Below are 18472 nucleotides of genomic sequence, written 5' to 3' on the forward strand. Positions count from 1 at the left end.
GATAAGAAGAAGGCTGCGCCGATTCTCAAGATAGACGTTCAGCTGCGGTGGAATCCCATAGGCTGAACTTAGCGCGCTCCCAGCTCGGCGGCGAGTTCCCTTTCGAGCTTTTCATCATGCCTGGTGGGCAACACATTGCTGATCGGAGAGCGATGGGTGCTGTAGAAGAGCATGCCGATAAACACCATGCCACCAACAATGTTGCCAAGTGTCACCGGCAGATAGTTCCAGAAAGCGATCTGAAGGAAACTCACGCCTGAACCCAGCAAGGGGCCGGTGGTGTGCAGGAACATGTTCACCACGATATGCTCCATCCCCAGCGCCTGGAAGGCGGTGATGGGCAGCCAGCAGGCCAGGATCTTGCCAGGAACGCTCTTGCTGACTAGGGCCAGGGTGACTCCCAGGCAGACCAGCCAATTGGCAATCAGACCGCGCAGGAAGGCAAGAAAGAATCCAAGGGCTCCGAGGTTCTGATACTTGGCAATCACATTGGCTTTGTTGAGGCCGATGATCTTATTGGCCACGGCCACCCAGTCACCGGCCCCGGTGGCCAGATCTGCGGTTCCTCCACTGGTGAGGCTCATGGCAAAGAGGATGCCGACCAGGCCCGTGCCGAGGAAATTGCCGATCCACACCCACATCCAGTTGTGGAAGGTTTTCTTCCAGGTTGTCTTGCCGGCCCAGACCGCCATCGGCAGAAGGGCAAAATTACCGGTGACCAGTTCCATGCCAAACAGCACGATACTGGCGAAGCCAAAGGGGAAGATGAATGATCCAATCCAGGGAATGCCCGTCTGCACCATGATGGTGAGGGCCAGACACAACGCCAGACCAAGCACGGATCCGGAGTAGAAGCCTCGCAGCAGAAGGTTCTTGACGCTGACGCTGGACTTCTTGCCTCCAGCGGCAATCATCCCATCGACGAGCTCATTAGGTAAGACGTAATCCATGAAAGAGGAAAGATTGAAGTAACAGAGATCAGCTGGCCCTGGGGAGCTGGCTGGTGATCAGCGACTGATGCGATTCATCAGTTGGCTGAAGGGATCCTTGGATGGGGTGGACCGCACAGGTTCGGAAGACTCAGCCCCAACGGAACTGAACCAGTTCACGAAGCGAGAGAAGGGATCTGTTCCGGAACCAGCGCCCTTGGGGGAAGGCGTTGTGGTTGGAGATGAAGCAGACGTGGGGAAGGGAGCCATGGGAGGGAGGGGAAGATCAAAAGCAATGCTGATGCCAACGTCGATCAAATCCGTCCACGAACTCGCCGCCACCGGTCCACGGGGGAAGGTGCTGCAGCAGGCCGACCGGACTGCTGGAGGAGCATGAGCCCGCGAGGCCGAGACCAGGCGGATTGAAGTTGACAAGCCAACAGCGACTCGGGCAGCCGGTGTAGAGGCGCCCAAGGCAGGGAGGTTGAACAGTTGTGGAGTCAGCGTCTGAAAATCTGAAGCCCGTGGGCTCCATAAAACGAAGCAATCAGAAGCTGCCTACACGTGCAATCCGAAAAACGGAGGCAGGAAATCGAACGAGCCGATCTCTGCGCCCAACCATTAAGCCACTGGATGATGTTCACTCCTGTAGCTCGTGTTACCAAACGAACCTTCGGCCAGGATTCGACAACATGGCTGGAGACGCTTTGCTCAGGTCTTGCGGCCGATCTCTCCCCACACCCGCACAGCGCCGGATCTGAGCATCTGCCACACCTGGGTCATGGCCACAAAATCCTGCCCCAGGGCGGAGCGGCGCTGGGGAGGGGGCTCACTCGCCCCACGGACGAAGGCAGCCCGCTGCGGAACCCGGACAGCCCCCCTGGCCTGGCCGCGATTGGAGCGTGGAATGGCACGGGGGACAGCACCGGGGGCCATGACATTCAGCGCACAGGATTCCACTGCACCAGAGGCGGGCGCGTCATCCTGTGTCAGCCACTACCGAAAGCCAGTCTCACGCCCCGTGGCGTGCTGCCGCTGGAGAGATCAGAACGGAATCGGCATCTCGGCGTCCGCCGGCAGCGGAGCGCAGGCCTCCACCCGCTCGGCCACCATCGCCCCCACCACCACGATGGAGGGGGAGCTGAACCCCTCCGCGGCCACCTGATCCGCCAGGCCACCCAGAGTCGCCACCAGGCTGCGCTGTCCCCGCACCGTGCCCTGCTGAATCACGGCGGCCGGGGTGGACGGATCCAGCCCGCCTGCCATCAGCTCCTGGCAGATCCTGGCCAGGTTGTGGAGGCCCATGTAGATCACCAGGCCGTCACTGCTGCGGGCCAGCCCCTGCCAGTCCACGCCCGGTCGGGCCTTGTCGATCTCCTCGTGCCCGGTCACGAAGGTGACGCTGGAGCCGGCGCTGCGGTGGGTCACGGGAATGCCGGCATAGGCCGGGGCCGCAATGCCGGAGGTCACGCCAGGCACCACCTGCACGGGAATGCCATGGCTGACCAGGTGGGCGGCCTCTTCCCCACCGCGGCCGAACAGGAAGGGATCGCCGCCCTTCAGCCGCACGATCGTCTGGTGGCGGGCGGCCAGCTCGACCAGCACGGCGTTGGTGCTGGGCTGGGGCACCGAGTGATGACCGCGCCGCTTGCCCACGAAGTGCCGCTCGCAACCCACGGGCACCAGGTCCAACAGGGCCTTCGGCACCAGAGAGTCGTACACCAGGGCACCGCAGTGGCGCAGCAACCGGTGGGCCTTGAGGGTGAGCAGCTCTGGATCCCCGGGGCCAGCTCCCACCAGATACACCGTGCCGAGCGGCGGAACAGCGCTCATGGCAGGGCCACGAGCAGATCCAGTAAGCCGTCGCGCAGGCGGGGGCGTTGCAGCAGCGGTGGTCCGCTCCAGGGCGAGAGGGCATCCGTCAACCGGTTCGCCGCCAGCACCAGCGGCAGCACCGGCGACCTGGATTCCGATCCCGCACTCTGGGCCCAACCGTTCGGCCGCGCCCCCTCTGGAGGTGGGCAGCTCGGGGCAGCCAACACCTGCACCAGCTCATCAGCAACCGTCGCAGTGTATGGAGTGGCGTGGCAGCGGGCTTGGCAGAAGCGTTCCAGGTGGGTCAGGTAGCGGCTCGCCAGGCCCTCCTGCAGGGGATGGTGGAGCAGCAGAGGGGTCGTGGCCGTGCCCTCTGCCGCCGCCCATGCCCTGGCCAGGGCCAGGAGCTCCAGGCGCAGGGCCCGTTGCCAGAGGGGCCACGCGCCCAGAAAGGGCAGCCGCAGCACCGGGCCGCTGCCGCGCCAGGCGGCACTGAGGGCCGGCACATCCCCCCGCACGTGGCCCCCCGGCAGGAGCAGCAGGGGCATCAGGGTGATCGGCCCCCCTGCCGCCGCCTGCCGCAGCGGTCCCACGGCCGGCCCCGCCGCGCCGGTGAGGCTCTGCAGCACCACCGGGGCTCGGCGCCGTCGCTCCACATCAGCCCGCAGCGCGTCCAGCTCCGCAGGGATCACGCCGCCGCCGCGGCCATGCACCACGAGCACGAGAGGGTTGGCCGGCAGGGCAGAGAGTCGCCGCTGCCGCCGCCGCTGCACGGCAGGATCCAGCCGCTCGGGCTCGACGCCGGCCAGGGCGAGACGGGGCTGGGGCAGCCGTGCCAGCAGATCCAGGGCGGTGGCCGCCAGGGAAGGATCGAGATCCGTGAGCAGTCGCCGCAACAGGCGGCGCAGGGGCGGCAGCGGCCAGATCGGCAGACCCACCGCCAGCCCCTCTAGGGCAGCGCGACGGCAGGGCCCGGGCTGGGGTGAGGCCAACCAGCCCGCCAGCAGGGCGAAGTCGGCGGGGTCCCGCTGGTGGCCCACCAGGGGCAACAGCCACTGGGCCCGCTCCGCGGCCCAGGGCTCAGCCAGAGCGGCGCGCAGGCGGGCCGCCAGAGACGGGTGCCGCTGCTGGCCGATCACCTGCAGCAGGGCAGGATCGGCCCCGGCGTTGTGCAGCCACCACACCAGCAGCCGCTGGGCCGCCGCAGCGTCAAAGCGGCTGGCCAGGGCGGCGATCAGATCGGCGTCTGGCCGGAGCTCACCGGCTTCGATCGCCAGCAACCATGGCTCCAGCGGCAGCGCGGCACTGCGGCGCAGACACTGCAGCCAGAGCCAGCGCCCGGAATCTGTGGTGGCAGGCAGGTTCCGGGGAAGCAGAGGGGAGTCAGGGGGCCCTGCCACAACGCCCTCCAGCCGACTGGGCCTCAAGAATGGCACCGGCGACGGGACAGGTGAGGACTCTTCTGTAGCCACCGATACGTTTGATGTGGGACAAGAGCTGCCTTCAGGCACCCGCTGTATCACTGAACAAGGCAGAAAGGCAAAAGACCATGGGCCGGAGTGCAATCGGCAGGTGCGTGACCCAGGAGCGAATTGACGGCGCCCGGCTGGCCGCCGTGAAGGAACAGCAGTTGCTGGTGAGCCTGGCCCAGCAGTTGGCTCAGGCCCAGTTCCGCCAGGGGGATCAACTGCGCAGCCGTCGTCTCTGGAAAGAAGCGGCACTGCTGGAGCTCGACCCTGAGCGGCTCACCCACCTGCTCTACGCGGGTGTCGAGAGCAGCGATCGACAGGCCCTGGTGCAGCTCGACCAGAGCTGGTGTGGCAGCCAGGACAGCCGATCCGGGGGTGGATCGGTGCGCTCCTGGCTGCGGAAGAGGGTGTTCGGGCAGCGGCCCTCAGGCAGCCGCAGCCTTGCGCCGCGCACCGAAGCGGTCCACCAGCAGCTGCTCCATCACGTCCGGTAGGTCGCTGAGAGGCACACCCTTGTCATGCAGCTCAGCCAGCCTCGGGTCGGCGTCCATGGAGCCGCCGAGGAAGATCTTCACGGCTTCCACCATCTCGCCGTCCTTGCGGGTCTTGGCTCCCATCAGGCCGATCTGACCCATGTAGGGCTGGCCGCAGGCGTTGGGACAACCGGTCCAGTGGGTGCGCACCCCATGGGGCAGCTCCACCCGCCGCTCCAGCTCCTCCACCAGCTCCTGGGCCGTGCTCTTGGTGGGGATCAGGGCAAAACTGCAGTAGGCGTTGCCGGTGCAGCTCACAGCCTCGGCCTGCAGGTGGCCGGGATCGGGGCGGAAGCGCTGCAGCAGCGGCTCGGCCAGCAGCGCCTCCTGGCTGGCTTCCGGCACGTTGACGATCAGGGCGTTCTGGGCCTCGGTGAGCCGCAGTTCACCGCTGCCGTACTGCCGGGCCAGACCGGCCAGGGCCAGCATCCCTTCGGCATCGAGACGGCCCATCGGCACGTGCAGGCCCATCCAGCCGAGCCCCTCCTGGGCCTGGGCATTCCAGCCGAGGCCATCCCGGGGAGCCCGTGTCACCAGGTGCGTGCCGTCGTGGGGCTGGAGCGAGGCCATCGCCTCGCCGCCGGCCAACGCCCCATAGGCCGCCTTGATCGTGTCCCTGTAGGTCTCAAGCCCCAGTTCATCGATCAGATACATCAGCCGGCTCTTGTTGCGCAGCTTGCGATTGCCGTTCTGCTCGAAGTGCAACAGCACCGTGAGGGCAAAATCAGGCAGCTGATCAGCCCGCAGCCACAGGCCGAGCGGGATGGCGAGTTCGTTGCGCTGGGCTGAGAAGAAGCCGCCCACCATCACGGTGAAGCCGAGCTCGCCGGCGTGATGGGCGGGCAGGAAGGCGAGGTCGTTGTGGAGCAGGAAGCTGTCGGGAGCACCGCCGACGGCCACGTTGAACTTGCGCGGCAGGTTGCGGGGGCCATCCGGCTGGAACAGCCGCGCCTGAATCGCCTGCACGAGGGGACGCGTGTCGACGATCTCCTCGGGATCGATGCCGGCCAGGGGGTTGCCGGTGATGTTGCGCGGGTTGTCGTGTCCCGACTGGCGACTGGTCAGGCCCACCCGCTCCATGGCCTCCAACAGCGGCGCCATGTCCTCGAACAGCAGGCCCCGCAGCTGCAGGTTCTGGCGGGTGGTGATGTCGGCGCTGCCGTGCTCGCCGCAACGATCCACCGCCTCGGCGAGCAGCTCCAGCTGCTCAGCGCTGACCACGCCGTTCGGGAGTCGCAGCCGCAGCATGAAACGGCCGGGGGTGACGGGCCGGAAAAAGATGCCCATCCACTTCAGCCGGATGGTGAGGGTGGCCTCGTCGAGGCTGTCCCAGCCGGCAGCGGCCAGCTCGGCCAGCTGGGGTTGCAGATCGAGGCCGCAGAGATCGGCCTTGGCCTGCTCCACCTTGGTGAGGCCGGAGCTGGGAGTGGTCGCTTCAGGGGTCGTGGGAGTGCTCATGGAAGAGGGAAGCGGCGCACCGGAGGCACGCCCAGACAACGCGGCCGTGAACAGGACCCCACGGCACCACCACACCTCACCCCATCGGTCGGGAGGGGATGAGGCCGGTGAACGCCAATGAGGGATGCGTTGTCCGGAATGGGAGGGCAGCGCCATGGCGCTGCGTCTCCCCTTCGAGATGAGCTGGGATCTGCAATCACAGACCTTCACTGATCCTGCAGGCGCGGGGCAGGACCGGGTGTCGTGGTCGTTACGGATCTGTTATCCCTGACCTGGCTGGCCTCAGCGCTCCCCCAGGGCACTCCAGAGGGTGGCGGGATGGGCCACCACCGAGGCGGCTCGCCCGGCGGAGGCGGCAGGCGCCGCGTCGCGTAGCAGACCGGCCAGCAGTTGAACCCCCAGGGACCCCACCACAAACATGCCGACGAAGGCGAGGGCGACGCCGAGGGGGGAGCTGGCGCTACGGGTGGCCTGCAGCGGAGTGGCCATGGCGGAGCTGCCGAAGAACAAACTCCAGTATCGAAGCTGGATGAGGGGATTCAGAAGCCGGCGCCGGCTGGGGGGGCAGGGCTCCAGGCCCCCACCAGAGCTGATCCAGGCGCCTCAACGACGCTGTTGGGCCGCAGCTCAAGGCTCACCAGACCATGCAGGCATCCGAGCAGAAGCCCGCAGCAGGCAGCAAATCGCATCGGCGCACCCAGGTCTCAGGGTCGACTGTCTCCAGCCAGGGGGCCATCGGGATGCAGCGGTTGGTACCGAACCGAAGCCGCCTGGCCCCGGTGCCAATCTTCAGGATGTCTTCAGTGTCGGTTGATACTTTTTTCCGTTCTGGCCTTTGTTCGGTGGGGCACACGCTGGACGATCACTGGTGACAGCATGGAGTTCTCGACCATGCAGCCCGTGCGGCCCACGCTGCCCCCTCCCCTCAGCCCTTGATGGCGCTCCCTTCCGGCACCCTGCCCAACGCCTCGCCTGAGACCGGACTGAACGGCCATGCCCCTGCTGTGGAGCTTCTGTCTGGCCGTGAGCGTTTCAAGCACTATCTGCAGAAGGTGGGCAGTGGCGAGCACACCAGCCGGGGGCTGAGCCGGGAGGAGGCCGGCCACGCGCTGGAACTGATGCTGCTCGAAGAGGCCACGCCGGCCCAGATCGGCGCCTTTCTGATCGCCCATCGGATCCGTCGGCCCGAGCCCCAGGAACTGGCCGGAATGCTGGATGTCTACCGGCGCCTGGGGCCGAGCCTGCGCAGTGCCGAGCCTGCCCTCTGCTTCGGCATGCCCTTTGACGGCCGCACCCGCACGGCCCCCATTTATCCGCTCACCGCCCTGGCCCTGAGTGCGGCCGGGCTGCCCGTGGTACTGCAGGGGGGGGGCCGCATGCCGGTGAAATATGGCGTGCCGGCCATCGAGCTGTTCGCCGCCCTGGGGCTGGAGCTGCAGGGGCTGGACCTGACCACGGTGCAGGCAGGGCTGACGCAGCACCGCCTGGCCCTGGTGCACCAACCGGACCACTTCCCGCTGGCGGAGAGCCTCACGCCGATCCGCGACGACCTGGGCAAGCGCCCCCCCGTGGCCAGCCTCGAATTGCTCTGGACCGCCCATCAGGGCCCCCACCTGCTGGTGAGCGGCTTCGTGCATCCCCCCACCGAAAGCCGGGCCTGGAAGGCCCTGGAACTGGCCGGCGAGGCGATGGCCATCACGGTGAAAGGCCTCGAGGGCAGCACCGACCTGCCGATCAGCCGCGCCTGCATCACGGCCCGGGCCCAGGGAGGTGATGGGGAGCGCCTGATCCTTCACCCGCGCGACCACGGCTGTTACGACAACGATGCCCTCTGGCAGGATCTCGAGAGCTGGCGCGAGCAGGCCCTGGCCGCTCTCGGTGGCCAGGGGCCCCTGGCCACCGCCCTGATCTGGAATGCCGGGGCCTATCTCTGGTATGGCGGTGTCTGCCAGGATCTGGCTGCAGGCGTGGCCCGCGCCACAGATCTGGTCCAGAGCGGAGCGCTGCTGGATCAGCTGCGTGCCCTGATCCAGTGGAGACACGATGCTTCCTGAAGGCTCCCATCCTTGCTCCCACTGCTTCGGCTTCGAGCGCGACTTCGTCGGGAACTGGCGCTGCATTCCCCTCTGCCTGCGCCGCAAGCTCGATCTCTGCGGTGTGAAACTGCGGCTCAACCACTGGCTGGCCCTCACGGGAAGCCAGCGGGATCAGCTCGTGCTCTGGCCTGACGGCCCCGACGACCTGGCGGCCCTGGCGGCCGAGCTGCGCCAGAGCACGGCGGCCATGGCGGACGGCGGGGTCACCTCCCTGCCCATCCCCCGCGAAGCCCCCTGGCAACACCCTGGAGCGCCCCCCGCTGAAGTGAGCAGCTCAGCCGCAGAGCTGGGCTATGGGCTGGGGCCTGACCAGTGGAATGGTCTCTCGGAGCTGGAGCGGTTTGCTCTCTGCAAGCTGGCCCGCCCCGGCCACGACCATCACAACCTGCCAGCGGCGCTGGTGGAGCTGTTTGCCCCGACCGGGGCCTCCTCCTGAACCCTGGCGACGGCCACGGCGGCGGCCTTGAGTTCGGGCTGCCTGGAGATCGGGCAGGCCTGCTCGTGCAGCAGGGCGTTGGCCTCACAGGCCTGCTCCTGCATGAAGCCCCAGTGCATCGGCAGAAACACGGTGCCCGGTCGGATGCGCTCGGTCACCGTCGCCCGGGCCGTGATCGTGCCACGCAGGGAGCGGATCTCGGCCATGGCGCCATCCTCCAGGCCGAGGGGGCCGGCATCCTCGGGGTGAATCTCGAGCAGGGGCTCAGGATGCAGGGCGTTGAGGCGAGGCACCTTGGCGGTGCGCGTCATGGTGTGCCACTGGCCCAGGTAACGGCCCACCGTGAGCACCAGAGGATACCTGTCGCTGGGAGGCTCCGCCAGGCCCATGGGCTGCTCGGCGATGAAGCGGGCCCGACCACTGGCGGTGGGGAAGTGGTGATCGGTGTACAGGCGCCGGGGCTCTTGGCTGGGAGCTGAGCCGCAGGGGAAGGGCCACTGCTGGGGACCCTCGCTGGCCAGCAGGGCGTGGCTGAGGCCGGAGTGATCGCAGAGCCGATCGGCGGTGAGGGCGGCCAGCTCGGCGTAGACCTCCGCCGCGGAGCCGTAGCTGAAGGCCTCAACGAAGCCCAGCCTGCGGCCCACCTCCGCGAACACCTGCCAATCGGGGCGGGCCTCTCCGGGGGGCGGCCGAAAGGCCGGACACAGGGTGACCCGCCGCTCTGAATTCACCATCACCCCGGGCTTTTCACTCCACTGGGCCGCAGGCAGCAGCAGGTGCGCGTACTGGGCGGTCTCGGTGTCGGCATAGGCATCGCTGAGCACCACCAACGGGCAGCGGCTCACGGCGGCCTTGACCCGCTCCAGGTTCGGCATGCTCACCAGGGGATTGGTGGCCGCCACCCACCAGAGATCAAGGGCACCAGACTCCATTGCCTCCACCTGCCGCCAGGCGTCGAGGCCAGGCGCGGGATCGATCGCGCCGGCCCCGAACCGCCAGGCCGCCTCCACCACGGCCCGGTGGGAGGGATCCACCACCGTGCGATAGCCCGGCAGCAGGTGGGCCAGCCCACCGGCTTCGCGGCCGCCCATGGCATTGGGCTGGCCGGTGAGGGAGAAGGGCCCCGCTCCCACCTTGCCGATCTGGCCGGTGAGCAGGTGCAGGTTGATCAGGCCCGCCACCTTGGCGGTGCCCTCCACGCTCTGGTTGAGGCCCATCGACCAGAGGCTGAGCACGCTGGGGGCCTGGCCCCAGAGCTGGGCCAGCTGCCGCAGGGCCGCCTCAGAGATGCCGCACAGCCGGCTGACCCGCTCGGGGGTCCAGGCCTGCAGGAGTTCGGCATAGGCGGCGAAACCTTCGGTGGCCTCCTCGATGAACTCCACGTCGATCGTGAGCGCCTGCACCATCAGATGGGCCAGGCCGTGCATCAGCACCAGGTCGGTGCCGGGGCGAATCGCCAGGTGCAGGTCGGCCGCGTCGCTGGTGGCCGTCTGCCTGGGATCCACCACCACGATGGTGACGCTGCCGGGCTGGCGCCGTTTGCGCTTCAGCAGCCGCTGAAACAGCACCGGATGGCACTCCGCCGTGTTGGTGCCGATCAGGAAGGCCACGGCGCAGTGGTCGAGATCCTCGTAGCAGCAGGGGGGGCCATCGGAGCCGAGGCTGCGGGCATAGCCCGCCACGGCCGAACTCATGCACAGGCGCGAGTTGGCATCGAAGTTGTTGGTGCCGATCGCCCCCTTGAGCAACTTCTGGGCGACGTAGTAGTCCTCGATGTGAAACTGGCCGGAGCCATACATGGCGATCGCTCCGGGGCCCTTGCTGGCCAGGGAGGTGCGGATCCGGGCCACGATGCGATCGATGGCCTGATCCCAGCTGATCGGCTGGAAGGGCTCGTCCAGGCTGGCGCGAGCCAGCGGCTGGCTGAGCCGTCCGTGGCGCAGGGTGTCGCACACCGTGGCCCCCTTGATGCACACCTGCCCAAGGCTGGAGGGATGGCGCCGATCCCCCCGGGTGCCCCAGAGGGGAAGGCCGTCGGCGTCGCGCCGGGTGGGCTGATTTTTGGCAGCAGGGGGAAGCAACTCCAGGCCACAGCCCACGCCGCAGTAGGGGCACTGGGAGCGCACCGAGCCTGGTGGGGAAGCAGCCATGGGGCTCAGAGAACAGGCGGATAAAAAAGGGGCCGACCCAGGGCCTGCCCCTCAGCAGCGATGCGGTTGAGGACCCGGATCAGACCAGCGGCGCGGAAGCCACAGCCGTTTCTCCTTCGTGGAGCTCATCGAAGGATCCCTTGGGCTCCTTCAGCACGAAGTAGCAGAGGAAACCAACGATCAGACCAGCCACACCCAGAACCTGGAAGAAGGCACTGTTGGAGGCAGCCACCACGGCGGGGGTGGGTTCGGCATCGGCGGCGCCGGACAACCACAGCGGCAGCAGGCTGTAGATGGTGAGGTAGGCCACGGCACCCACGTTGCCGTAGGCGCCCACCATGCCGGCAATCTGGCCTGTGACCCGACGCTTCACCAACGGCACCATGGCGAACGTGGATCCTTCCCCTGCCTGCACAAAGAAGGAACACAGCATGGTGATCACCAGGGCCAGCAGGATGCCGGCGGAACCGACGAACGTTCCGGGCTTGATCATGCTCATCAGCAGATAGCCGAAACCAAGACCAACCGTGAGGAAGCCCATCGTCGACTTGCGCGACCCGAGCTTGTCCGAGAGCAGGCCGCCGCCGGGACGTGCCACCAGGTTCACAAACGCGAAGGCCGAGGCCAGGATTCCCGCTGTGGCCTTGGGCAGGTCAAAGGTGGTTTCGAAGAAGGTGGGGAGCATGGACACCACGGCCAGCTCCGAGCCGAAGTTCACGATGTAGGTGAGCTCGAGAATGGCCACCTGCTTGAACTCATAGCGATCCTCCTTGGGATACACCTTGGTTCCGGCGATCAACTCCTTGTTGGTGCGGATGATGCCCCAGGTCTGGAACCCGAAGAACAGCAGCACCAGCACGATGGCGATGGCAAAGCCGGTGTCATCGAGAAACTTCACCTTCTGAAGGCGCCAGGCCAGCACGGCCAGGATCACGCCGAAGGGCACGTTCATGCCGATCAGGCCCCAGAAGTCCCGCATGGAGGTCACCTCCAGGCCAGCCGTCCTGGCGGGGCGCTGGTAGGTGCGGCCAGGCGGGGTGTCTTCAACGTTGAGGTAGTAGAAGACGCCGTAGATGGCGGCGATGATGCCGGAGAGGGCAATGGCGCCGCGCCAGTTGAGCACCACGCCATCGACCGCGAAACCACCTCCGAAGGAGAGCCAGCCGGCCAGGGTGACCATGGTGAGGGCCGAGAAAGCGGAACCGAAGTTGCCCCAGCCGCCGTAGATGCCTTCAGCCAGGCCGATCTCCTTGGGCGGGAACCATTCAGCCACCATGCGAATGCCGATCACAAAGCCGGCGCCCACGATCGAAAGCAGCAGGCGGGCCACCACCAGCTGGTTGAAATCCTGAGCGAAGGCGAACAACAGGCAGGGGAAAGCCGAAAAAACCAGCAGCGCCGAGTAGGTGAGGCGGGGCCCGTACTTGTCGAGCAGCATTCCAATCAGGATGCGGGCCGGCACGGTGAGGGCCACGTTGCAGATTGCAACGGTGCGAATCTGGGGCACCGTGAGGCCCAGATCAGCTTTGACGGTGGTCGCCAGCGGCGCCAGGTTGAACCAGACAACAAAAGTAAGAAAGAACGCAAACCAGGTGAGATGCAGCGTCTTGTATCTCCCCTGGAGAGACCAGAGTTCACCGAGCATGTCGAGGTGGAATTATGATCGAAGCTTCCGAACGCTGAGCCAGACCTGATGGGCGGCGCTTCATGCAAGCCGCTCGGCAACTACACCAGAGCGTCTGATTCATTTCTGTGGTTGACGCTACCGAGATCAGCCGATGCTGTTCCACGCCATTGGATTCCACGCCATTGGAACTGATCCCGCCCCAGGCCCCCCTGCGCTGCTGCCTGCTGAGTGGCGGCAGCAGCCGGCGCATGGGCCGGGACAAGGCCCTGCTGGACCATCCCGCCGGGGGGAGCTGGCTCAGCCACACCCTGGGGCTGCTGGCTGAGCTGGAGGCCCCGATCAGCCTCTGCAGCAATCACCCGAGCCATCGCCAGCTGGCAGAGCAGCTGCGCTGGTTCAGCCGGCTGGGCCAGGGCCTGCCCCTGGCTGCCTCCCTGCAGCTGATCGAGGAACCCATCCCCCCCCAGGGCCCCCTGCAGGCCCTGGGCCATCTGATGCACTGCCACCCCGGCGAGCGCCTTTTGCTCTGCCCGGTGGACATGCCCTGGCTGGATCGGCCCAGCCTCGACCAGCTGCAGCGCAGCGCCGAGGAACGGCCCCGGCAACTATCTGTGGCCTGCGATGGAGCGCGCCTGCACCCCCTGCTGGGGATCTACCCCGCCAGTGAGGCCCTGCGCCGCGATCTGCACAGCTGGCTGGCCCAGGGGCACCGCAGCATGCACAGCTGGCTGGCCCGCCACACCATCCACCCCGTGCTGCTGCCCGCCAGCGCCCTGCACAACTGCAACCGCCCCGAAGACTGGCCGGGGCCCCGGCCCGCCGGGCTCGTCAGTCCGGCGCCCCGGGCGACAGGCTGACGGCATCGTTCTCTGTGCGCTAAGCCGCCGTGGTTGCTGCCGTTCTCGACCAGCTGGGCCGGCGCCCCGGCGTGCTGCGCCTCTCCCTGACGGCCCGGTGCAACCTGGCCTGCCCCTACTGCTGCCCCGATGACCACGACCCACCGGAGCTGCTGAGCCCTGGCGAGCGGCGCACGCTGATCGCCGTGGCCGCCGGCCTGGGCTTCTCGAGCCTGCGGCTCACCGGCGGCGAACCGCTGCTGCACCAGGAGCTGGAGGCCCTGATCGAGGCGGTGCAGGACCTGCGTCAACCTGCCGGCCTGCGCGAGGTCGCCCTCACCACCAACGGGGTGCTGCTCACGGCCGCGCGGGCCAGGGCCCTGCGGCAGGCGGGCCTCGATCGGATCACCATCAGCCTCGATGGCGCCGATGGCGCCAGCGTGGCGCTCATGAGCGGCCGGGCCCACCAGGGCGAGCTGTTGCTGGCCCGGGTGCTGGAAGGCGTCCGCCATGCCCGCGAGGCGGGCTTCGATCCCGGGCGCGGGCAACTCAAACTCAACGCGGTGATCGACCGGCGCCGCAACGCTGACCAGCTGTTGCCCCTGGCGCGCCTGGCCAGAGAGCTGGGGGTGGAGCTGCGCCTGATCGAGTTCATGGATGTGGGCAACCGCAACGGCTGGAGCCCAGACCAGGTGCTCACCGCCGCCGAGATGGTTGAGCGGATCGGGAGCCGCTGGCCCCTGCAGCCCCAGGGCCGGGCCCACCACGGCACCGCCAGCCGCTGGCGCTACCTGGATCGCGACGACGACCTGCACCTGGCCGTGGTGGCATCGATCTCGGCGCCGTTCTGCGGCGACTGCAACCGGCTGCGGGTGACGGCCGATGGCCAGGCCTACACCTGTCTGTTCGGCACCGCCGGCACCGACCTCAAGCCCTGGCTGCGGCCGCGGCCCGATGCGGCCGGTCTGCGCGCCCGGCTGCAGGCGCTGTGGGGCCAGCGCCACGATCGCTACAGCGAAGAGCGGGCCCACCTGCAGCCGGGAGCCTTCCTTCCCCACGCCGAGATGGCCTACCTGGGCGGCTAGTCGCCGCTGGGTTCCCCCAGGCGGGGCAGCAGCTGCACCAGGTTGCAGGGACGGGTCTCGGCGCTGAGCTGGGCCTGGATCAGCCGGTCCCAGGCGGTCTGCACCGCATCGAGCGAGCCTGGCAACACGAACACCACGGTGCCGTTGGCCACCCCCGCCAGGCAGCGGCTCTGCAGGGAGCTGGTGCCGATGGTCTCGAAGGACAGCACCCGGAACAGTTCACCGAAGCCGTCGATCGTCTTGTCCAGCAGCGGTGCCACGGCCTCGGGCGTGCCGTCGCGGCCGGTGAGCCCGGTGCCGCCGGAGCTGATCACCACCTGCACGGCGGGGTCGGCGATCCAGCTGCTCAGAACCGCGCGGATGCGGTAGCGGTTGTCGGGCACCAGCTGCCGATCGGCCAGCCGGTGGCCCGCGGCCTGCAGGCGCTCCAGCAGGGCAGCACCGGAGTGGTCGTCCGCCAGGGTGCGCGTGTCCGACACGGTGAGCAAGGCAATGGCAAGACCCACCCGAATCGGCTCCAAAGCGCCATTGTGGGTCCATTGAACCCGGCTTCAGGCCCCTGCGCTGCAGGGCCCTCAGCCGCCAGCCATGCCGAAGCCAGCCCTGGGTCAGAGCAACGCGGAGCAACCGCTGCGGGTGCTGCTGTTCGCCTCACTGCGGGAGCGGGCCGGCTGGAGCGAACGGCAACTGGCCCTGCCGGCACGGGAGCCGGTCACGGCCCTGGAGATCTGGGAGCAGCTGGGACTCGCTGAGCCGGAACAACCAGCCTCCAGAACCTCCACCCCTCTCCGCCGGGGCTGGCCGGCCGGTCTGCGCGTTGCCATCAACCAGCGCTTCGCCGCGGCGGAGCAGCCCCTGCAGGCGGGCGACGAGCTGGCCTTCCTGCCGCCGATCAGCGGAGGTTGAGCGTGGAGCTGACCCTCGCGCTCCAGCCCCAGCCATTCGATCCGCTGCATCACCTGGAGGGCTGGCAGCGGGCGCAGGCCGATGGGCCACGTGGAGCCAGCGCCGCTGAAGCCTGGTTCATCGGCCGGGTGCGGGGCCACGACGGCCGGGGGGAGCCCCTGGAGGCCCTGGAGCTGGAGCACTATCCCGGCATGACGGAGCACTGCCTGCGCAGCCAGGCCGAGCAGCTGGGCCGGCACCATGGCGCCAGCGCCCTGCTGGTGCAGCACCGGGTGGGGCGGGTGCTGCCGGGCGAGGCGATCGTGCTGGTGGCCGTGGCCGCTGACCGGCGCGGGCCCGCCCAGCGCTGCTGTCAGGCCCTGCTGGAGGCCCTCAAGCACGACGCGCCGTTCTGGAAACGGGAGTGGCTGCGCAGCGGCGCAAGCCGCTGGGTGGAGGGCAACACCGCCTTCTGAGGCCCCAAGGGGCCGCCGCCCTAGAAGATCGGCAGCCGCAGCAGCTGGGCCCAGACGCTGGCCCCCGCCTCGAGGCCAGCGCAGTCGGCGGGGAGTTCCAGCAACAGGTCTGCCCCCTGCAACGAGCCGATCCGGGAAGAGGCCTGGCTGCCTTCCAACCGGGCCAGGAGCTGGCCCGCAGGCCCCACCTCCAGGCGGGCCCGGGCCAGCTCAGGCCGGCCCGGGGAACGCCGCAGGGGCGTGGCCAGCTGCACCTGCAGGCGCGGCAGCAGGGTCACCTCGGCGCCCTCCAGCCGCTGCAGGGCCGGCCAGAGCAGCTGCAGCGCCGTGATCGCCGCCGCCACCGGGTTGCCCGGCAGCCCGAAGAACGGCCGGCCCAGCACCGCCCCGAAGGCAAAGGGGCGGCCCGGCCTGAGGAGCAGCTTCCAGAACGCCACGGCGCCCAGCTCCTCCACCAGGGGACGGATCCAGTCGCTGTCGCCCGCCGACACCCCACCGGTGCTCACGACCACATCGCAGCTGGCCGCGAGCTGCTCAAGGGACCGCCGCAGACTCTGCGGGTCATCGGCCACCACCAGGGGGGCCTGCACGCCGTAGCCCAGCCGCGCCAGCAGAGCCTCCAGCAGGGTGCCGTTGCTCTCCCAGATCGCCCCCGCTGGCCGCGGCTGCCCCACCGGCGTGAGCTCATCGCCGCTGATCAGCAGGCCCAGCCGCGGCTGCGGCCGCAGCGGCAGGCAGGCCACGCCGCAGCTGGCCAGCCGGGCCAGGTCGGCGGGCCCCAGGCGCTGGCCGGCCCCGATCAGCACCTGGCCGGGGGCAGCCTCCTCGTCGGCCGCCCGGATCCAGGGGTTGGCTCCAGCCTCGCGCTGCAACACCAGCTCGGTGCCGGCTGGATCGACCCCCGCCAGCTCCTGGGGCAGCACCCGCTCCGAGCCCTCAGGCACCGGAGCCCCCGTGAGAATGCGCAGGGCCTCGCCGGCCTGGAGCGGGCGCTCGAACGGGGCGCCGGGGGCGGAGCGTCCCACCAGCCGCCAGCGGCTGCCGAGGGGCGGCGGCGGCGCCGAGCCAGCCAGGGCGTAGCCATCCATGATCGAGGCACGGAACCCCGGCACCGCCTGGGCCGCCACCACCGCCGCGGCCGTGACCCGGCCCAGCGCCGCGGCCAGGGGCAGCTCTTCCGAGCCGGGGAGGGGGTGGAGTGCCTCCAGCACCTGGCGGCGGGCGACGTCCAGCGGCAGGCCCTCAGCGGGGAACGGTTCTGTCATGGCGGCTCAGACCTCCGCTTCGGGGCGGACCCAGGCCCCATTCCGCCCACCGTCCTTGCGCACCAGCCGCACCGGCCCGATGGTCATGGCGGGATCCCGGGACTTCACCATGTCGTACAGGGTGAGCAGACCCACCTGCACGGCCGTGAGCGCTTCCATCTCCACCCCGGTGGGGCCGGTGGTGCGGGCTGCCACCTCCACCCTGAGACCGGAGCGCTGCTGCGCCGGCTCGATCGTCACGTCCAGACCGGTCAGGGCCAGGGGGTGGCAGAGGGGAATCAGCTCCGAGGTGCGCTTGGCCGCCTGGATCGCCGCCACCCTGGCCACGGCCAGCACATCCCCCTTGGCGGTGCGGCCCTCCAGCACCGCCGCCAGCAGCGCCGGGTCCATGCTGATGAAGCCCTCCGCCACGGCGCTGCGCAGGCTGGGGGGCCGCTCCCCCACCTCCACCATGCGGGCCTCGCCGCGGCTGTTCAGGTGGGTGAGCGCCGGTGCCTCCAACCAGGCCGCGGCGCCGGGGCAGTGGTGCACCACACCCTCCACCACCCCGGCGGCGTAGTTGCCGTTCATGCCCATGAACTCCCCCTGGGCCAGATAGAGCTGCTGCCGGGCGGCAGCGGGCAGGCCCAGGGCCTGCTTCAACGCGGGATCGGCGTTGGCCACCAGGATCGAGCGCAGCTCGCTCTGGAGCACCGGCAGGTCGTTGCCGCTGTCACCGGCGAACAGGGTGTCGTCGCGGCCGAAGCCCAGCTGGGCCATCAGGAAGCGCACGGCGTGCAGCTTCGTGGCTGAAGCGGGCAGCACATCCAGCAGGCCCACGCCGGCGGGCTCATCCAGGCTGTGGATCACGCTGGCCGCCACCCCCTCCTGCGCCAGCCGCGCCTCGATGCGGGCCCGCAGCGGTGCCACCTCCAGGGCCGGGTCCACATAGAAGCTCAGCTTGTGGAGGCTCTGGTGGCTGGGCTCCTGCAGCCGCAGCTCCGGCAGGTGCTCCAGCAGCGGCCACAGCGCCTCGCCGCTGCGGCCGCCCCAGTCGGCGGCGATCGCCCCATCCCAGCCCCGCTGCCGGATCCAGCCGGACGGCCCTACCTCCAGGATGGTGGTGCCCACATCGGCGACCACCCAGGCCGGCTCGGGCAGGGAGTAGCGCTCGATCGCCTCGGCCACCAGGGCCGGATCCCGGCCGGACACGTAGGCCAGGGTGACCTGGGGCCGCTGCACCAGGCGGGCGAACAGGCTCCGGGCTGCGCTGGATTCGCTCTGGTGGCCGTTCGGCACCAGGGTGCGGTCGAGATCACTGCAGAGCAGCAGCCGTGAGGGGGGCAGCGGCCGTTGGCCAGCCTGAGCTGGCGGTTGCAAAGCCGAGCGGGGATCGGAGGCCATCAGCCGAGGGGGCCCTCCCCACACGTCTA

The 18472-nt window shown here is 68.9% G+C and carries 19 protein-coding genes and 1 pseudogene; 7 read left to right on the forward strand and 13 right to left on the reverse strand.

All coding sequences use genetic code 11. The annotated features are described in order from the left end of the window. Nucleotides 1–68: 68 nt before the first annotated feature. The 4 genes from CyaNS01_RS14015 to CyaNS01_RS14030 form a co-directional block, all read right to left on the reverse strand. A complete protein-coding gene (locus CyaNS01_RS14015; RefSeq protein ID WP_186697758.1) occupies nucleotides 69–950 on the reverse strand; it encodes a formate/nitrite transporter family protein in 882 nt (293 codons plus the stop codon). 690 nt (nucleotides 951–1640) lie between these two features. Further along, a complete protein-coding gene (locus tag CyaNS01_RS14020) occupies nucleotides 1641–1865 on the reverse strand; it encodes a hypothetical protein (protein WP_186697760.1) in 225 nt (74 codons plus the stop codon). Nucleotides 1866–1973: 108 nt separating this feature from the next. Then, nucleotides 1974–2762, reverse strand: a complete 789-nt coding sequence (gene cobA, locus CyaNS01_RS14025; protein ID WP_186697762.1) for a uroporphyrinogen-III C-methyltransferase — start codon at nucleotides 2760–2762, stop codon at nucleotides 1974–1976. Beyond that, nucleotides 2759–4144, reverse strand: coding sequence for a hypothetical protein (locus tag CyaNS01_RS14030; protein WP_186697764.1), 1386 nt, complete (start codon nucleotides 4142–4144; stop codon nucleotides 2759–2761). The genes cobA and CyaNS01_RS14030 overlap by 4 nt, the downstream gene beginning before the upstream one ends. Before the next feature lie 176 nt (nucleotides 4145–4320). Between CyaNS01_RS14030 and CyaNS01_RS14035 the strand changes: the two genes are divergently transcribed. Continuing rightward, complete coding sequence (locus CyaNS01_RS14035) at nucleotides 4321–4707, forward strand: hypothetical protein (RefSeq protein WP_186697766.1); 387 nt, start codon at nucleotides 4321–4323, stop codon at nucleotides 4705–4707. On the opposite strand, the gene CyaNS01_RS14040 is transcribed toward CyaNS01_RS14035, so the two are convergent. The 3 genes from CyaNS01_RS14040 to CyaNS01_RS14050 form a co-directional block, all read right to left on the reverse strand. Further along, complete coding sequence (locus CyaNS01_RS14040; protein WP_186697768.1) at nucleotides 4639–6204, reverse strand: ferredoxin--nitrite reductase; 1566 nt, start codon at nucleotides 6202–6204, stop codon at nucleotides 4639–4641. The two genes, CyaNS01_RS14035 and CyaNS01_RS14040, sit on opposite strands and share 69 nt — an antisense overlap. 282 nt (nucleotides 6205–6486) lie before the next feature. Next, nucleotides 6487–6693, reverse strand: coding sequence for a hypothetical protein (locus CyaNS01_RS14045; protein WP_186697770.1), 207 nt, complete (start codon nucleotides 6691–6693; stop codon nucleotides 6487–6489). A 50-nt stretch (nucleotides 6694–6743) separates the two neighbouring features. Further along, a complete protein-coding gene (locus tag CyaNS01_RS14050) occupies nucleotides 6744–6893 on the reverse strand; it encodes a hypothetical protein (RefSeq protein ID WP_186697772.1) in 150 nt (49 codons plus the stop codon). 246 nt (nucleotides 6894–7139) lie between these two features. On the opposite strand from CyaNS01_RS14050, the gene CyaNS01_RS14055 reads away from it, so the two are divergent. Further along, nucleotides 7140–8258, forward strand: a complete 1119-nt coding sequence (locus tag CyaNS01_RS14055) for an anthranilate phosphoribosyltransferase family protein (protein WP_186697774.1) — start codon at nucleotides 7140–7142, stop codon at nucleotides 8256–8258. Further along, nucleotides 8248–8736 carry a nitrate reductase associated protein gene (locus CyaNS01_RS14060; RefSeq protein ID WP_186697776.1) on the forward strand — a complete coding sequence of 163 codons (489 nt, stop codon included), beginning with the start codon at nucleotides 8248–8250 and terminating at the stop codon, nucleotides 8734–8736. The genes CyaNS01_RS14055 and CyaNS01_RS14060 overlap by 11 nt, the downstream gene beginning before the upstream one ends. Here CyaNS01_RS14060 and CyaNS01_RS14065 read toward each other — a convergent pair. Both CyaNS01_RS14065 and CyaNS01_RS14070 read right to left on the reverse strand, forming a co-directional pair. Next, nucleotides 8679–10886 (reverse strand): molybdopterin oxidoreductase family protein, encoded by a 2208-nt coding sequence (locus tag CyaNS01_RS14065; protein WP_186697779.1) that lies wholly within the window; start codon nucleotides 10884–10886, stop codon nucleotides 8679–8681. The two genes, CyaNS01_RS14060 and CyaNS01_RS14065, sit on opposite strands and share 58 nt — an antisense overlap. 79 nt (nucleotides 10887–10965) lie before the next feature. Then, on the reverse strand, nucleotides 10966–12531 hold the full coding sequence (locus CyaNS01_RS14070; RefSeq protein ID WP_186697781.1) for a NarK family nitrate/nitrite MFS transporter: 1566 nt from the start codon (nucleotides 12529–12531) through the stop codon (nucleotides 10966–10968). 149 nt (nucleotides 12532–12680) lie between these two features. Between CyaNS01_RS14070 and CyaNS01_RS14075 the strand changes: the two genes are divergently transcribed. Further along, complete coding sequence (locus tag CyaNS01_RS14075; protein ID WP_225875701.1) at nucleotides 12681–13370, forward strand: molybdenum cofactor guanylyltransferase; 690 nt, start codon at nucleotides 12681–12683, stop codon at nucleotides 13368–13370. Between the two features lie 29 nt (nucleotides 13371–13399). Next, nucleotides 13400–14434, forward strand: a complete 1035-nt coding sequence (locus CyaNS01_RS14080) for a GTP 3',8-cyclase MoaA (protein ID WP_225875702.1) — start codon at nucleotides 13400–13402, stop codon at nucleotides 14432–14434. On the opposite strand, the gene moaB is transcribed toward CyaNS01_RS14080, so the two are convergent. Then, entirely contained in the window at nucleotides 14431–14940 is a 510-nt protein-coding gene (moaB, locus tag CyaNS01_RS14085) for a molybdenum cofactor biosynthesis protein B (RefSeq protein ID WP_186697783.1), read from the reverse strand. The two genes, CyaNS01_RS14080 and moaB, sit on opposite strands and share 4 nt — an antisense overlap. 82 nt (nucleotides 14941–15022) lie before the next feature. Here moaB and CyaNS01_RS14090 point away from each other — a divergent pair, with 82 nt between their 5' ends. Then, a complete protein-coding gene (locus CyaNS01_RS14090) occupies nucleotides 15023–15340 on the forward strand; it encodes a MoaD/ThiS family protein (protein ID WP_186697785.1) in 318 nt (105 codons plus the stop codon). A gap of 2 nt (nucleotides 15341–15342) precedes the next feature. Continuing rightward, the gene (locus CyaNS01_RS14095) at nucleotides 15343–15795 is read left to right on the forward strand and encodes a molybdenum cofactor biosynthesis protein MoaE (protein ID WP_186697787.1); all 453 of its coding nucleotides are present in this window, start codon (nucleotides 15343–15345) and stop codon (nucleotides 15793–15795) included. A gap of 20 nt (nucleotides 15796–15815) precedes the next feature. Here CyaNS01_RS14095 and CyaNS01_RS14100 read toward each other — a convergent pair whose 3' ends face one another. The 3 genes and pseudogenes from CyaNS01_RS14100 to CyaNS01_RS14105 all read right to left on the reverse strand — a co-directional run. Next, nucleotides 15816–17060, reverse strand: coding sequence for a molybdopterin molybdotransferase MoeA (locus CyaNS01_RS14100; RefSeq protein ID WP_186697788.1), 1245 nt, complete (start codon nucleotides 17058–17060; stop codon nucleotides 15816–15818). A gap of 6 nt (nucleotides 17061–17066) precedes the next feature. Beyond that, nucleotides 17067–17561: a cyclic pyranopterin monophosphate synthase MoaC gene (moaC, locus tag CyaNS01_RS14690; RefSeq protein WP_225875964.1), complete on the reverse strand. Its 495-nt coding sequence runs from the start codon at nucleotides 17559–17561 to the stop codon at nucleotides 17067–17069. A gap of 36 nt (nucleotides 17562–17597) precedes the next feature. Then, nucleotides 17598–18443, reverse strand: a pseudogene (locus CyaNS01_RS14105) (HAD family hydrolase); the annotation flags it as partial. Nucleotides 18444–18472: the final 29 nt, after the last annotated feature.

The sequence above is a fragment of the Cyanobium sp. NS01 genome, from assembly GCF_014280235.1.
Classification (GTDB): domain Bacteria; phylum Cyanobacteriota; class Cyanobacteriia; order PCC-6307; family Cyanobiaceae; genus NIES-981.